At 36.7% G+C, this 16,974-nt stretch carries 13 protein-coding genes; 5 read left to right on the forward strand and 8 right to left on the reverse strand.

Features of this window, described 5'->3' with window-relative positions; all coding sequences use genetic code 11:
* Positions 1–40 precede the first annotated feature (40 nt).
* The 3 genes from D172_RS19660 (at position 41) to D172_RS19670 (ending at position 1,552) form a co-directional block, all read left to right on the forward strand.
* A complete protein-coding gene (locus tag D172_RS19660; protein ID WP_007376321.1) occupies positions 41–529 on the forward strand; it encodes a chalcone isomerase family protein in 489 nt (162 codons plus the stop codon).
* A 1-nt stretch (position 530) separates the two neighbouring features.
* Complete coding sequence (locus D172_RS19665) at positions 531–1,070, forward strand: DUF3833 domain-containing protein (protein ID WP_007376320.1); 540 nt, start codon at positions 531–533, stop codon at positions 1,068–1,070.
* Positions 1,071–1,276: 206 nt separating this feature from the next.
* Positions 1,277–1,552, forward strand: coding sequence for an HU family DNA-binding protein (locus D172_RS19670; RefSeq protein WP_002962474.1), 276 nt, complete (start codon positions 1,277–1,279; stop codon positions 1,550–1,552).
* 92 nt (positions 1,553–1,644) lie between these two features.
* Here the strand turns inward: D172_RS19670 and ilvN are convergent, their stop codons facing one another.
* Complete coding sequence (ilvN, locus tag D172_RS19675; RefSeq protein WP_007376319.1) at positions 1,645–2,142, reverse strand: acetolactate synthase small subunit; 498 nt, start codon at positions 2,140–2,142, stop codon at positions 1,645–1,647.
* A complete protein-coding gene (locus D172_RS19680) occupies positions 2,142–3,866 on the reverse strand; it encodes an acetolactate synthase 3 large subunit (RefSeq protein WP_007376318.1) in 1,725 nt (574 codons plus the stop codon). Before D172_RS19680 ends, ilvN begins: the two co-directional genes overlap by 1 nt.
* A gap of 487 nt (positions 3,867–4,353) precedes the next feature.
* On the opposite strand from D172_RS19680, the gene D172_RS19685 reads away from it, so the two are divergent.
* Positions 4,354–7,377, forward strand: coding sequence for an immune inhibitor A domain-containing protein (locus D172_RS19685; RefSeq protein ID WP_007376317.1), 3,024 nt, complete (start codon positions 4,354–4,356; stop codon positions 7,375–7,377).
* Positions 7,378–7,486: 109 nt separating this feature from the next.
* Here D172_RS19685 and D172_RS19690 read toward each other — a convergent pair whose 3' ends face one another.
* From D172_RS19690 to D172_RS19715, 6 genes are all read right to left on the reverse strand, one after another.
* The gene (locus D172_RS19690) at positions 7,487–8,494 is read right to left on the reverse strand and encodes an isocitrate dehydrogenase (protein ID WP_007376316.1); all 1,008 of its coding nucleotides are present in this window, start codon (positions 8,492–8,494) and stop codon (positions 7,487–7,489) included.
* A 388-nt stretch (positions 8,495–8,882) separates the two neighbouring features.
* A complete protein-coding gene (locus tag D172_RS19695; RefSeq protein WP_007376314.1) occupies positions 8,883–10,571 on the reverse strand; it encodes a hypothetical protein in 1,689 nt (562 codons plus the stop codon).
* Between the two features lie 17 nt (positions 10,572–10,588).
* Positions 10,589–10,966, reverse strand: coding sequence for a DUF3192 domain-containing protein (locus D172_RS19700; protein ID WP_007376313.1), 378 nt, complete (start codon positions 10,964–10,966; stop codon positions 10,589–10,591).
* 69 nt (positions 10,967–11,035) lie between these two features.
* Positions 11,036–11,809, reverse strand: coding sequence for a flap endonuclease Xni (xni, locus tag D172_RS19705; protein ID WP_007376312.1), 774 nt, complete (start codon positions 11,807–11,809; stop codon positions 11,036–11,038).
* 10 nt (positions 11,810–11,819) lie between these two features.
* The gene (ppnN, locus tag D172_RS19710) at positions 11,820–13,163 is read right to left on the reverse strand and encodes a nucleotide 5'-monophosphate nucleosidase PpnN (protein ID WP_007376311.1); all 1,344 of its coding nucleotides are present in this window, start codon (positions 13,161–13,163) and stop codon (positions 11,820–11,822) included.
* Between the two features lie 75 nt (positions 13,164–13,238).
* Positions 13,239–14,774, reverse strand: a complete 1,536-nt coding sequence (locus D172_RS19715) for a GGDEF domain-containing protein (RefSeq protein WP_007376310.1) — start codon at positions 14,772–14,774, stop codon at positions 13,239–13,241.
* A 204-nt stretch (positions 14,775–14,978) separates the two neighbouring features.
* Between D172_RS19715 and D172_RS19720 the strand changes: the two genes are divergently transcribed.
* The gene (locus D172_RS19720; protein ID WP_007376309.1) at positions 14,979–16,766 is read left to right on the forward strand and encodes a M61 family metallopeptidase; all 1,788 of its coding nucleotides are present in this window, start codon (positions 14,979–14,981) and stop codon (positions 16,764–16,766) included.
* The last annotated feature ends 208 nt before the right edge of the window (positions 16,767–16,974 follow it).

Below are 16,974 nucleotides of genomic sequence, written 5' to 3' on the forward strand. Positions count from 1 at the left end.
CCATTTCGTAACATTACTCATTGACTCGAGGGAGCTTATTTTGAAACTTATACTAAAGGCAGTTACTTTTTATTTGCTTACAACTTCAATTGTTTTAGCTGACACACAGTTTAATAAAGTAGGCGAAGCACGAATGGAGTATTTATTTTGGGATGTATATGACGCGGTTTTATTTACCCCTTCAGGTAATTACAGCGCAGGAACGCATCCTATTAAATTTAAACTTACCTATTTACGTGACTTTGAAGCTAAAGAAATCGTAAAAGCAACAAATGAGCAGTGGGAGCATATTGGAAAAAAAGAGCTAGCTGATAAATATGACAGTGAATTATTGTCTATTTGGCCTGATATTAGAAAAGGCGATTCGCTAACGCTGATCACTAATGAGCAGGGAATGAGTGTTTTTTATCATAATGATGAACAAATTGGTGAAATAAACGAACTTCAATTTTCGAGTGACTTTTTAGCAATTTGGCTTGATGAAAAAACTTCTGAGCCAAAACTACGAAAGCAATTATTAGGGAATTAATATGAATATATTAAACACGTTAAAAACAGCATTGATCTGCTTATCAGCTCTACTTTTAATTAGCTGTTCAGCGCCAAATGTTGAACATTATAAAAATACATCGCCAAACTTTGACTTTAAAACATTTTTTAGTGGAAATTTAAAAGCCTATGGTGTTGTACAAGACTTTAAGGGTGAATTGACCCGCAAGCTTGTCGTAGATATGAATGCAACGTGGGATGGTAACCAGGGTGTTATTGAGGAAGATTTTGTTTACGATGATGGTGAAACACAAAAACGTATTTGGAAAGTAACGCTTAATAACGATAACAGCCTAACGGGCACTGCTGATGATGTTATTGGTGTAGCTAAAGGGAAAAGTAATGGCAGTGTATTTCATTGGAACTATAATGTTGAACTTGCATATGATGACAGCACTTTAAACGTTAATTTTGACGATTGGATGTACTTGGTTACACAAACGCGCTTGATAAACCGCACATCTATTGTTAAGTTTGGTGTCGAGGTTGGGGAAGTGACCTTAGTTATCGAAAAAATATAGTTTATTATGTTGCCTAAGTTGCACCAAAATTGTACTTAAATTAAGTTGTTGTTAACTCAACATGCTGTATTTTACCGAGAATTATTTAAATTTTATGTGTTTTTGAAGATTTTAAACAAAAAATGCAATTTGCTGTTGCTAACTGTTTAAAAATGCATAAAGATAGGATTTGCGAAGGCAAAATAATAACGAATAGGAATCTAACAATGAATAAAGCTCAATTAGTTGAAAAAATTGCTACTGATGCAGAAATCTCTAAAGCTGCCGCTACTCGTGCTCTTGACGCGTTTACCGGTGCTGTAACTTCTTCTTTAAAAGAAGGTGATTCAGTAGCGTTAGTTGGTTTTGGTACTTTCTCAGTAAAAGAACGTGCGGCACGTACTGGTCGTAACCCGCAAACGGGTGCTGAGATCCAAATCGCAGCAGCAACTATCCCAAGCTTTAAAGCAGGTAAAGGTCTTAAAGACCAAGTAAACCCTTAATAGGTTTAACAAATTAAATAAAAAAAGGGCTAATTAGCCCTTTTTTTTTATCTATTAAAAAGCCAAATTTCAATGGCTTAATTATAGGTAAGTTATGCTTTTAAGGCTTTATCGCCTCTTCCTATGCCTACAGCACCTGAGCGCACAACTTCAATAATGTCAGTTTCATGTCGCAACGTATCTAAAAATGATTCTATCTTATCTGTGCTACTAACAAGTTGTAGGCTGTAACTTTGACGTCCCATATCTAAAATAGCGCCTTGGAAAACATCGACCACACGGGTTACTGCAGCACGGGTTGATTCATCTTGCGCGAATACTTTAACTAATAAAAGCTCGCGTTCGATGTGACTCATCTCGGTTAAATCTATAATCTTTAATACATCAACAAGTTTATTAACTTGCTTTGTTATTTGCTCAACAACACGGTCATCACCCATGGTGGTAATAGTGATACGCGATAATGATTGATCATCAGTTGTACCTACAGTCAGGCTATCAATATTGTATGCACGTTGTGAAAAAAGCCCAACAATACGTGACAGAGCACCGGGTTCATTTTCTAATAATATAGATAAAATACGACGCATTATGCTTTTACTCCTTTACGTAACCACATCTCATCAATGCCACCTAATTTAATTTGCATTGGATATACATGCTCTTTTTCGTCGACAAGAATATCTAAAAAGACTAAGCGGTCGTTTATGCTCATCGCCCTGTCAATTGCAGGTTGTAGTTCATCAAGCGTATTTACTTGAATACCTACATGTCCGTAGCTTTCAACTAACTTAACAAAATCAGGGAGGGAATCCATGTAAGATGATGAATGGCGTCCGCCGTAAACCATATCTTGCCATTGACGTACCATACCTAAAGAGCGGTTATTAAGTGATACAACTTTTACCGCAAGGTTGTACTGTAAACAGGTAGATAGTTCTTGGATATTCATTTGAATAGAGCCATCACCTGTAATACATACAGATTCTTTATCCGGAAAGGCTAGCTTTACACCCATTGCAGCAGGTAAACCAAAGCCCATAGTGCCTAGGCCGCCTGAATTTATCCACTGACGAGGATGTTTAAATGGGTAGTATTGCGCTGCAAACATTTGGTGCTGACCAACGTCAGAACTTACGTAAGCATCGCCATTAGTGGCTTTATAAACAGCTTCTATAACGGCTTGTGGTTTAATTTTTTCGCCATCAGTGTTGTAGCTTAAACATTTTTGTTCGCGCCAGCTGATAATTTGACGCCACCAATCTTCTTGTGCGCTGCGGTCGATTTTAATTGGGCTTTTATCGATACCTGCTTGTAGTTGCTCCAGCACCGTTGCTAAGCAACCCACAACGGGAATATGTGCTTTGATTGTTTTAGAAATAGAGGTTGGGTCTACATCTACATGTACAATTGTGGCATTAGGGCAAAACTTTTGAACATTATTAGTTACCCTGTCATCAAATCGGGCACCTAATGCCAAAATAACATCGGCGTTAGCCATTGCTTTGTTTGCTTCTAGTGTACCGTGCATGCCTAACATACCGACAAAGTTAGGGTGCACACCTGAAATACCACCCAATCCCATTAGTGTGTTTGTAATTGGCGCATTTAACGATTCAACTAAGTGTGTTAATTGCTCTGACGTGTTTGAAATAACAATGCCGCCACCCGAATAAATAACAAGCTTTTTAGCTTCTAAAATGGCAGTAACAGCTTTTCGAATTTGCTTAGAGTGACCTTTAGTATTAGGACTGTAGGTTCTAAGTTCTGTTGTTTGAGGAAATTCGTATTCAAACTTAATCGCAGGGTTTAGCATGTCTTTAGGGAGTTCAACTACAACTGGGCCTGGACGACCTGTACTGGCTATATAAAAGGCTTTAGCGAGTATTGCAGGGATGTCTTTAGCACTTCTACAATTAAAGCTGTGTTTAACTATAGGGCGAGAACAGCCAACAATATCAGTTTCTTGGAATGCATCGTCACCAATTAAATTTGTAGGTACTTGGCCTGATAATACAACCATAGGAATTGAATCCATGTAGGCCGTTGCAATACCTGTAATACAGTTTGTAGCGCCAGGGCCTGAGGTTGCAAGCACAACACCCACGTCACCAGTTGCTCGTGCATAGCCGTCGGCCATATGCGTAGCAGCTTGCTCGTGACGCACGAGTATGTGTTCAATATCATCTTGTTGAAAAAGTGCATCGTATAAATCTAATACTGAACCACCGGGGTAGCCAAATATGTATTTAACCTTTAAATCTTTTAATGCCTGAACAACTAGTTCAGAACCATTATATTCTTGTTTGCTCATCCTCATTCCTCTGTGCGCTTTTTATGCATAAAAAAACCCCCGCGTAGTGCGAGGGTTTTTAAAAAGCAGTATCACCTTTTAATACATCCCCGCTGGGCTTATAACTAAGACCAGTACGAGTACGACTAAAAGATTAATGTGTGTGTTCATAGTTTTTACTCTACTTAGCAAAACACTGCTTTTAAATTAAAAATTCTGTATAGGTTTATTTTTAAGGGTTTTGAGCCTTTATGTCAACCTTGAAAGCGGTTTTTTGCATTTTAAATTCGTTTTGTGGCTTTTTTTAATTTAAATCTGCAGAAACTCTGTGTTTAACTGAGTTTACTAGCAGAAATTATGCACTTTAGGTTGTGGGTTCGATTTTAGATATAAAAATAGTGAGAGACCATTAACTTTTATTGCATATGTTAACTATATGTTTTTATCGCCTGTTTAAATTCCTATTATTAGGTATGATTACTACATAATTATGTTTGAGGAAAACACAGTGAAAAAAGTGATGTTAATTGCGCTTTTAACTACGCTATTAAGCCCAATAGTGGCAGCTAATAATATAAGTCCGCATGATGTTGGTATAACTAACGAAGAACGTATTTTATATTGGCTTAAAAAAAGAGACCAAATATCCTCAAGTGAGTTAGATAGTTCATTTAAGTCATATATGAGTAATAAAGAAGCTGCCAGTCACTCAATTAAAAATGGCTTTAGGCAATTTAAATCCTCCTCTAACGTTTTTTCAAACACAAATAAACAGCAGGTTGCTTTTTCAACGTCACTAGTGCCAGATCAAAGTGTTAATGATGTAAAAGTGTTAGCTATCTTAATTGATTTTCCTGATCTAAAACATGACGACAATCAGCTTGTAGAGCAAGACACCGACATGTTTTACGCTGAATATTCAACTGAGCACTATCAGCAAATGCTTTTTAATACTCAAGGTTATACGGGCCCTGATGGACAAAGCTTAAAAACGGCTGCTGATTATTATAAAGTGGCTTCGGGGAACAGCTTAAACTTTAACGGACAGGTATATGGCTGGGTAACCGCTGATAGCAATGCAAAAATATATGGTGAGCGCCAAGGCAGTACACGGGATATAAATGCACCCGCTTTAATTAAAGAGGCTGTGGAGAAGGCGGTTGCAAAGTTTAATATTAATTTAGCGGATTATGATTTAACCGATTTAGATGATATTGATGGCGACGGTATTGTTAATGAACCTAATGGCATCATTGACCATGTAATGATTTTTCATTCAAGTATTGGTGAGGAAGCAGGTGGCGGTTACCTAAGCACCGATGCTATTTGGTCGCACCGCTACTATGTGTTTGATGAAAATAGCGGGCCGAGCGAGATTGCAGGCAGCAATATTAAGCTCTTTGGTTATACCATTAACCCTATTGATGCAGGGATTGGTGTGGTAGTGCATGAGTTTGGACATGACTTAGGATTATTGGATGAATACGACTTGCAATCTAACACGGTAGGTGAGCCCGTCGCGTCTTGGTCAGTTATGTCGACAGGAAGTTGGGCTGGTTCGCCAAGAGGCTCAGAGCCGGTTATGTTTAGTCCTTATGCGCTTGAGTATTTACAAAAACGATACCGGGGTAACTGGGTTAACCAGCTTACACTTGATATGGATGAGATAGAGGCTAACTCACAGCAAACATTAATTAATACTGCGAGTACTTCACAACTGCAAAATCAAATAAAAATAACACTGCCACCAAGGCTCGAAAAATTTAGGGCTCCAGTAGAAGGTGATTTTCAATACTATTCAAATACGGGCGACAATATTAGCAACAGCTTAGCGAATACAATAGCGCTACCAAGCACAACTGAGACACTTACTTTAAGCTTTATTGCTTATTACAGTATTGAGCGCGATTACGATTTAGTTCAAGTAAAAGTAGATGGCGAGCCAATCGCGAGTAATTATACGCAAGCGCTTAATCCATACTACGGTGATATTGGTCCGTATATCTCAGGTGATTCATTTCTTAATAGTGATGCTAAGCAACCTAACGGCTATTTGACCCATAAGTTTGATTTATCAGCTTATGCTGGGCAAACAATTGATTTAAAAATTGAATACATAACAGATGCGAACACACATTATTATGGTTTTGTTGTTGATGATATGCGCATTGAGCAAAGTGATACTTTAATTTGGCAAAATAATGCACAAGATCAAGTTAACACTGAGTTTAATGGCTTTGAAAAAATTGGTAATTACACATATGCATCACCATCACATTACTATTTACAATTGCGTTCATACACAGACGTTGACAGTAGCTTACAAGCAGAGCAGTACTCACCGGGGTTATTATTGTGGTACAGCAATGAATCTCAAGCAGATAATAACACTACCGAGCATCCAGGCAGTGGTTTTGCATTAGTGGTAGATGCCGATCAGCGCTCAATAAATAAAGGCAGTACGCAAACTCCGGCTGCTTCAGCAATTCAAATACGTGATGCTGCTTTTAGTCTATACCAACAAAGGGCAGGGTTAGGTGATGATGATTTATCAGCTATCACCCAGTTCACTGATAAAAACGATTATAGCTTTTCAGCGCAAAAACCATCGGGTGTTATGCTTCCACAGGTTGGTTTTGGGTTTAATATTATAAATCAGTCAGCTGATAGTGAAGACATAGAAGTAGAGCTTAATTACGATGTTACTAAGGGTATTAATTTTACCAAAACAGGTTTAACCGTTAATTTTAATGTAGAAGGTTTTGCACTCACGCCTTCGGATACATTTACGTGGAATTTTGATGATGGTAGCTCAAGCATAGAGTTAACCCCTACTCATGAATACCAAGACTATGGCACTTATAGCGTTGAGTTTATGGCAGATAATGGTACTTCAGATCAAGTAGCTGTAGTTCAAGTTACACTAGCTGAACCATTATCTGTAAATGAAATTGAATATGAAATAAACCAAGGAACTTTAACAGCTGAGGCTTCGCTTACAGGTGGGGTCGCACCGTATACTTATAATTGGCAGCTAGGGGATGGAAGTATTTTAACGACGCAATCGCTTACTTATAATTATTTATACTCTGGTGATTACCAAGTAACGCTTACAGTGACAGATAACGAAGGCACTGAGCAAACTAAAGCGATTGATGTAACTGCAACTGTTCCGCTTAGCATAAACGCAAACGCTACAATTAGTGATTTAAGCGCACAATTTAATGCCCAAGTAACCGGCGGCTTTAATAGTTATACTTACAGTTGGGATTTTGGTGATGGCAGTGCGTTATCAAATTTACAAAACCCAATACATACTTATCAAACTGACGGGACATATAACGTAACGTTGAATGTTACTGATATTCAAACCAATGATACTTTTACTAAAGAGTTATCTGCTACTGTACAAAAACAACAAAGTAGTTCGGGTTCAAGTGGCGGATCACTGGCGGGTTTATTAGGATTACTACTGTTAAGTTTATTTAGGTTTAATACTAATACCAATCCGCAAAATAGATCACTTAATTAAGCGAATTGGTATAACCTGCATAAATACTCTAGGTTAGTATAAACGTAGTTAGCAAACATAAAAAAGCCCGCTAAATTAGCGGGCTTTTTAAATTAATAACAAATATTAATTATAAACGGTCAATTACTGATTGAGTGAAATCAGTTGTACCGTGGCTGCCACCTAAATCGCGAGTTGTACGGTCGCCTGATTTAATTACATCAGCAACAGCACTACGAATACGCTCTGCTGTATCGCCCATATTTAAATGCTCAAGCATTTGAATAGATGCTAAAATTACAGATGTTGGGTTAGCTAGATTTTTGCCTGCAATATCAGGCGCGCTACCATGTACAGCTTCAAAAATTGCTGCGTCTTCACCAATGTTAGCACCAGGTGCCATACCTAAACCGCCAACTAAACCAGCACAAAGGTCAGATAAAATATCACCAAATAAGTTAGTCGTAACAATTACGTCAAACTCTTCAGGTGTCATTACCAGCTTCATACATGTTGCATCAACAATCATTTCATTTGATTCAATTTGTGGGTAACGCTCTGCTACTTCACGTGCTACTTTTAAAAACAAACCAGATGTTGATTTTAAAATGTTAGCTTTATGAACGGCAGTTACTTTTTTACGACCTTCGCGTACCGCTAGCTCGTATGCAAAAGTTACGATTTTTTCTGCGCCTTCACGCGTAATTATCGATTTTGCTTGTGCTTCATTTCCGTCTTCACTTACTACTTGGCCAGCACCTGAGTACATACCTTGGGTGTTTTCACGAATAGTAATGATATCAATATCGTCGTAACGCGCTTTAGTACCAACAAATGATTTAACTGGGCGTACGTTAGCGTATAAACCAAATTGCTTACGAAGCGTTACGTTAATAGACGTAAAACCTTCACCTACAGGCGTAGTTAAAGGACCTTTTAATGTGATTTTGTTTCTAGCAATGGTATCAACCGTTTCTTGCGGAAGTAACTCACCTGTTTTTTCAAGTGCTGCAAGGCCTGCATCAACAAATTCATAATCAAAGTCGCAACCTGCGGCTTTTAATATTTCAAGTGCTGAGTCGATAATGCTCGGACCGATGCCGTCGCCTTTGATCACTGTGATGGTTTGTTTGGCCATTGACTTTTCCTTTAAAGATTTTGATTTGCACATAAATTATTACTCTGAGAGAGTAACAGCTTGTTAGGTCATTTATGTGAATGGGATTGAAAATTGTAAGGGCGCATTTATACCAACTTATCGCCCATTTTGCCAGTTTATACTACAAATACTGGGTATAAATTGTATTTATAATGGAAATAAAAAGACTAAATAACCTGAACACAGATATAAGATATTTACTAACATATTGAACCATAATGATATTTAAAATTATTTTTCTAGCCAGAGATTTTCAATGAAAAAAGGCGAATTTGCGCGTCATTAGCTTGCTTATTGCAAGTAGATTAAACGCAGTTAGCGTCAGGTTTAATCCCTCAAATTGATTAAGTATTATTACGGATTGGTATTAAATAGTATTAGATAAGGCAAGCTCTTGGAGCTGTTCATTAAATAAGTGATGGTTTTCCCATTTTTGAGTAGTTAATTGCTGATCTAATATTTGCTGTTGCCAAGTGCTTAGCTTTAGCTGCGGTTTAAATACGGTTTGTGTAAGCGCCTTTATTGCTACCCATAGTTTACTGCGTTCGTTGAGCTGCTTTTTTGGAAGATGTTCAGCTTCCAATAATGCGATTGCCCAAGGGTTATCACTTAATAGTAATGTAAGTTGTGCTTTTAGCTGCTCAGTGTCTAATGAACTAACACCAAAAAAGGCACTAATAGGCGTATTCAATGTGGTGTTAGGTGTTTCATCAATCATTATTTTTCTAGATATATGTGTACTGCATTGTGTTAATAAAAAATAAGCATAGCCATAGAGAGGAAGTGCGATATGTTCAAATTGAATCATTTTATTTTTACTAACCAATAGAGCAATAATTTCTACTATGCACTCTAGTCGCGTTAAAACAAATTGTTGTAAAGGGTGAGGAGTTACCTTAACCAGTTGCTCAAATATAACTCGCTGAATAATTGCAGGGGCGTTAAAATAACCAACCATAGATAGACTATGTTTCAAATTTTTAGCCGCTTGATGTTCATTATTATAAGGTTTTACAGCCTCACATAGATTTTCTATTACATTAGGATAAGGCGCCATAATTTGGCTTAACGCTTTGTAGCTGTATTCATGCTGCAACTTAAGACGACTAATTAACTCTATCAAAGCTAGCGACCCATTATTTAGTATATTGGCAGTGGAAGTTATATGCTCACTGTCCCATACACTAATTTGGATACGTGAATCATTTGATTGCCACTGGATAGCGTTGCTGTTTAGCAATGCCTTGACTCTATACCACGCTATTTTATTTTTATTCTCGGCGTTTATTAGTATATGACGCTGCTGATTGTCGCTGGCCAAATACACCATTAATTGATCATTATATATAACTCGGCTACCCGGTAATAATGGGCCTATATGTGCGATTAAAAATTTTATTAGCTGTTGCGCAAATAGGTTAGGTGTACGTATATATAAATCGCCAAGAGCTTTAAAAAGACTAATATGTTGTTTAGAAGGGCTATAAGTAATGTTCATTGCAATTATATTAGCGATAGCAACAAGCGTAATGCCACCATCATAAAGCATTATTTTTGGTGTAGTGACTAATGCTTGCTTGTACTTACTTAGTTTTGCAAGAACTTGCGTTATTGGTTTTGCTGAATCACCATCAGTTAAGATTATTTTAGCGGTGAGCTGGTGGCGTAGTTGCCATATTTTTTTATCACTATCACTAAACTTTAACTGTTTGGAAAGCTTGTTTAGTTGCTCACCCACACATAAGTGATCAACAAGTGCAGCACAGATATATAATTCACTAAGCTGATTATTGTATTGCTGGCTTTTACACAAAGCAGCGGTTAAAACACATTGATTGATAACCAAATTAACAGAGTAACTATATTTAGGGTTAAATACAGCACACCTAGCTTGTAAAGCTACAGGATATTGCTCATATAATTCTCTGTATTGCTCAGAAAGTTTACATACTGCAGGGTAGACTGTCTGCCATTGTTTTTTTACATTATATAAAGTTAAAAATAGTTTTGTATTTTCAAGTAATTGGTTTAGTTTGACAGAAATAGGCTCATTCATTATGCCTTCACCTAGTTTTAATCCTGATATTTTTTATAAGCACTAGGCCCCCACAAAATAAGTTGACCATTTTTAAATAACAGTCCGGTACATTCATCTATGGTTGTTATGCCATCGGACGTTTTATGTTGCGTGCGATAAAAAATGATTTGAAGTACTTCATCACTATTGCGTTTTGCAAAAGTAAGATCTGGGCTGCCTAAGTAGTCAAGTACACTATTAATAGTAGTAGGCTGCTCTAGTGAAAGCTTTTCGATATAACGTTTATTAAATGCTTCGCGGTCTTGCCAAATCATCGCTTGGGGGTCATCTTTATAAAAAGTGATCACCAATGTTGCTATTAGCGCATATAGCCCTAAACCTAGAATTAAATACCTAAAAAACTTTTTCAACATTATTTACTCTGGTCACAGAATCTAATAATAGTATACGTATTGTAATTAGCACACGCTATAAACATGCGACTAACTAAGCCTTAATTGCTTTAAACTAAAACCCAAGTTTATATCCGTGCGTAAACTAACCAGTTGTTTTGAGATTACATACATTTCCATATTTGCTTCTAGCTTTTTATGAATACTTGGGCTTAGTAATTTATCTTCTAGCGCTTGCTCAACAGTATTATAATTATTAATAAGTTGTTGAGCCGACTTTATCCCTATGCCTTTTACGCCTGGAATATCATTGGTTTTATCACCAGCGAGTGCCCAAAAGTCTACTAACCTACTTTGTTGAACTCCAAAACGTTCTTTTATACTGTGCTCATCAAGGTATTGCTTTTTAAAGTAATCATAAATAGTTATGTATTGACCTAAATGAGGTAAGAAACCTTTGTCAGTAGATACAATTGTGTTGCTTACATTATTCGTTGCAGCTTTGCACGCAAGGGTGGTAATAATGTCGTCAGCTTCGTCATTAATAGGTTCAAATACTACAATACCTGTTTCTTCAATGGCTGTTTTGAAATGTATTAATGCATCTTTCAAAATTTGTGGCATTGGCGAGCGTGAATGTTTGTAATTTTTATAGAAATGGTAACGCCAACTTCTGTCTCCATCAAACACAGCAATAGCATGGGTGGCGTTGGTAGTGTTTAGTAGTTTTTTGCATGCATGAGCTACTCTAGCACAACATGCTTCGATCATTTGATCATCACTGTGGTGTTTTTGGTTTACGTCAACCGCGTAAATGCGCCTAATTAGATTAAGCGCATCTATAAGAAGTAAATGTGGTTTCAAATTATAAAACTCATGCTTTTATTTCATAACATGGAGTGTACTTACTACCAGGGAGCTTCATACGTCCTTGGTCAACAAATGCCTGAAGCAGTTTATCCATATCTTTCATCAAAGCGGGTTCACCGCTTAAAATATAACGGCCATTTTGTTTAATCGCTTTTATACCTTCGTCTTTTACATTGCCGGCAACAATTCCTGAAAATGCTCGTCGTAAATTAGCTGCTAATAACTGTTTTGGTTGATTAAGGTGTAAATCAAGACCAGCCATATTTTCATGGGTTGGTGCAAAAGGTTGCTGAAAATCGTTATCAATCTTTAGCGTCCAGTTAAAGTAATACGCATCACCTTCGCTTTTACGATAATTGCGTACATCAGTCATTGCTGACTTTAATGTTTGTCCAACTAATTTAGGGTCATCAATAATTACTTCAAATTTGTTGAGCGCTTCTTTACCTAATGTCATTTCAACAAATTCGCACAGTTCTTTAAAATAAGCTTCGCTTTCTTTTGGGCCCGTTAAAATCACAGGCATGCATTGTTTGGCGTTGTCAGGATGTAACAATATACCTAATAAATACAAAAGCTCTTCTGCGGTGCCAGCTCCACCAGGAAAAATAATTATAGCGTGAGCGGTGCGTATAAATGCCTCTAAACGCTTTTCTATATCAGGTAAAATTACCAGCTCATTTACAATTGGGTTCGGTGGTTCAGCAGCAATAATACTTGGTTCAGTCAAGCCTAAGTAACGATTATCTTTAATGCGTTGTTTCGCGTGGCCAATGGTGGCTCCTTTCATAGGGCCTTTCATTGCGCCAGGTCCACAGCCTGTGCAAATATTTAAACCGCGTAAGCCTAATTCGTATCCCACTTGCTTAGTATATTTGTATTCAACTTCATTAATAGAATGTCCGCCCCAACAAACTACCATGCTAGGTTCGCTATTTACGCGCAATGCATCGGCATTTCTTAGCATGTCAAACACCATATGAGTAATGGCTTTTTGTTCTTTAAGATTTTTTTCGTATTTTTGACATATAAATAAAATATCGCGGATAACAGAGAAAATATGTTCGTGAATACCGGTGATGATCTCACCATCTACAAAAGCAGTTAAGGGTGGATTTTCAAGCTCAATTTTAATCCCGCGTTCACGGCTCAATAGGCGTATATCAAAATCTTGATATTTATCATAAATTTCGTTGCTGGCGTCCGTATGACTCCCCACGTTTAGCACAGCAAGTGCACAATTTCTAAATAGTTTATAGCGCTCGCTAGTGGATGATTGCTCTAATAAATCAACTTCTAGTTGTGACAATAAATCTAAAACCCCAGTTGGGTTTAATTGTATTAGCATCGGCGTTCTCCTTGCTATTCTTTTATGTAAATTACCACTTCGTGATATCTTTTATTTAAAATAAAAAATATGACATTATTTACTTATACAAAGACGATCCCGACCTGTATTTTTCGCTTCATAAAGAGCATCATCTGCTCGGTCAAAAGCGATTATAGGTGTATCGCCTTTCTTTAACTGAGTAACACCTAGAGAAATAGTTATTTCAATTTGTTTATCTTTAAATTTAAAAGGAATACTTTTAATTATCTTCCTCAGTTTATCAAGAGGGGCCGTAGCATTTATAAGCGAAGTACTAGGCATAAGTAAAACAAACTCTTCACCGCCATAACGGGCAATAAAATCTGATTTTCTAACCGATTTTTGTAGTGCTTTGGCTATAACTTGTAGTGTTATATCCCCAGCAGTATGACCAAATCTATCATTAATGGATTTAAAATGGTCAACATCAATCACCGCAAGAGTGACATCCGATGACTGAACATTAAATAGGTGTATTTCATGGTTGTAACGTTCATCAAATGCAGCACGATTAGGCAGTTTTGTTAAACTATCCAATAGACTTTTGAAACGTTGTTCATTTAAGCGTTTTTTATATTTTGTTAGTTTGCTTTCAAGGCTACCAATACGACCATTAATTTCATCAAAGCTAGAAACCAGCATTTCTCTGTCAGTGCGTTCAAGTTTTTCTTTTGCAATAAAGTCTTCACTAAGCGATTTTAATTCGTTATCAACCAACTCTTTTAAAGATGATATAGAAGTTGCATTTTGAGTTTGCACATTAAGATTTTTAATCTTACTTTCAATGCTTTTATTTAAAACATCAAACTCAACTTCCATCGATTTTGAGTGTTTACTTGTTGATACAATTGAATGATGTAAATCTTCAAGTGTTTGGTTTAAAGAAGATAAAAAGCTTTGTGCCGATTTACGCTCTTTATTAATATTCTTTACAATAACACTAATTATATTAATAGAAGCCTTTAACAGTGCATCTAACGTGTCGCTTTCTGTAATACAATTTTTTATGTATTTAATTTCTTCAGTTGCTTCGTCTTCCAACACTAATTCGTTAGCTAATTTTAGTAATTTTTGTGCAAGCTCAGGTGTTGCAGTACATTCATCGTCAGACGCAGCTTCTAGTTTGAGACTTAATGTTTGATGATAAAAAGAAATTAGTTGGTCAAGTAAAGGTATAAAATCATGGGTAGAGTGCACTTGATTAATTTCGTGATCTAACAAATGGCGAAGTGTTCTACGTGTATCCTCTGGTAATCCTTTTGTTTTTTGCAGTTGTTTACCAGCATTCTGTACGCTGCTATACAAATCTCGTTGTTGGGAGAGTTGTACTGATTCTTGGTTTTTTAATAAAACAATTGTTTCACTTATCAATGGCGATAGATCTTCAAAGCTGACACCTTTAATGAGTGCAGCCCTGAACTTAGCAAGCCTATTGTCTAATTCAGTATCAAGCCCTTTACAACTCAATGATAATTTAGCTGAGAAATCAGAAAGAGTGTCCACCTGATATTTACGAGCGTCTTCAACAGCCATTCGGGCGTCAATTGCTTGTTTTAGTTTCTTATCTGTAGCGTTAGATTTATCAGACACCTAAGCTTACCGCCATCGTATTAGTTATATTATCTTCAGTTTACAACAAATTTTTGTTATGTGTAGTTATCTAACTAAAAACTTAGTAATTTTAGTAAGCTAATGCGTATAAACTCATGTACAAGACTCTTTATCGTATTTAATTCACATTTAAATCCGAGCTTGTTAATCTAGCTAGTAATTAAGTTTCTATTAAGAGTTTTTATGAAAAAGTTATTAGCTTTATCGATTGTAGCTGCATGTTCTACTTCAGCTTTTGCTGATGTAAATTACGAATTAAAAATATCTGAACCACAGCATCATTTGGGTAATGTAAGTGTTGAATTTCCAAAATCAGCACAATCTCATATCGATGTAAAACTTCCTGCTTGGCGTACAGGCCGATACGAAATTTTAAACTTAGCCAATGGCGTACGTTACTTCAATGCAAAAGATGAAGATGGCAAAGAGTTAACGTGGGAAAAAGTTGACCATAGTACATGGCGTGTACATCTTAATAAGCCAACAGAAGTTAATGTTGATTATCAAGTGTATGCAAATGAACTAGGCAAACGCGCCCGTCATATTGACGACAGCCATGCATTTATTGATGCATCAGGTTTTTTTATGTTTAGCGAGTCGTTTCGTCAAGAGCCAGTAACAGTCAATTTAGATATACCTAAAAAATGGCGTTCTGTATCAGGTATGGATAATTTAGAAGGTAAAAATTCATTCAAAGCAGCTAACTACGATGTGCTTGTTGATTCGCCAATCGAAACAGGTATAAATCAATTACACACATTTGAAGTAGATGACCGCGAATATGACTTAGTTGTATGGGGCGATGGTAACTACGATGTAGATTTAATGCTTACAGATCTGAAAAAGCTAGTAGCGACAGGTAATGTAATTTGGGATGGCTATCCGTATGAGCGTTATGTATTTATGGTACATGCAACGTCGGGAGCGGGTGGTGCAACTGAGCATTTAAACTCTACTATTATACAACGCCCACGCGATCGATTTGGTAGCCGAGAAGATTACTTAGGTTTTATAAGCACAGCCGCACACGAATTTATTCATACATGGAATGTAAAAGCATACCGCCCACAGGGTTTAGTGCCGTACGATTACACGAATATGAATTACTCTAAACTACTTTGGATCGCAGAAGGTTCAACAAGTTACTTTGAAGATCATTTATTAGTGCGCTCAGGCATTCAAACAACAGATGAATTTTTTAAAGTAATGAGTAAAACAATTAATCGTCATTTACAAACACCGGGCCGTGAAGTGCAAAGCGCAAGCGAAACAAGTTTTGATAAATGGATTAATCAAGGTGGTGATCATGCACGTAACTACAGCACCAATATATATTCAGAAGGTTCGTTACTTTCACTCGCTTTAGATATCGACTTACTAGAAAAAAGCCAAGGTACAATAAGCTACCGCGATGTGCACAAAGCACTTTATAACAATCATAAAATGCCAGCAGGGTTTACAGACGTAGATGTGCTTAACATTTTAAAAGATTTAACAGGGCGTGATTACTCAAGCTGGTGGCAAGAAAATGTAGAATCGCCTGCAAGTATCAACTTTGATGAGTTACTTGCTAAAGTGGGCTTAAAATATGAACGACCAGAAAAAGCAAAAGCGCTTGCGAGTATTGACGCCACCGCTAAAAATACCGGTGAGTTACTAACACTAAGTTACGTTCGTCGTGGCGGAAGTGCATGGGAAGCGGGTTTAACTACCAATGATAAAATTGTTGCTATAAATAAGCATCATGTGGGTAAAGATTTAAAAACGAGCCTAGAAACATTTAAAGCAGGCGAGAAAGTAATCGTTGACTATATTCGTCGCGATGCTCTTGATAGCTTAACATTAGTATTATCAGAAGATTTTGATAAACCTAAAAAAGTAGTTGCTAATAAAGACGCTACGCTTGAACAAAAAGCGCTATTTAAAGCGTGGATCGGTGTAGAACACCCTGCAGATGTAAAAAAAGACTAAAAGTGATTTATACCAACCTGCATAAATACTTGAACAATTTAACGAATTAAATTTCACTATAACGTCGTTAAAAATTTTTTATTTAGAACAACTAGATACAAAAATTTTTGCCTAGTTCTAGCGTGATTTTCTTAACGTTAAATAGACTTCATATATAAGCAGATTGGTATTAAATTTAGTTTAAATACATTAATTTAAAGTAAGGGAG

The organism is Pseudoalteromonas sp. Bsw20308 (genome assembly GCF_000310105.2).
Taxonomy (GTDB): domain Bacteria; phylum Pseudomonadota; class Gammaproteobacteria; order Enterobacterales; family Alteromonadaceae; genus Pseudoalteromonas; species Pseudoalteromonas fuliginea.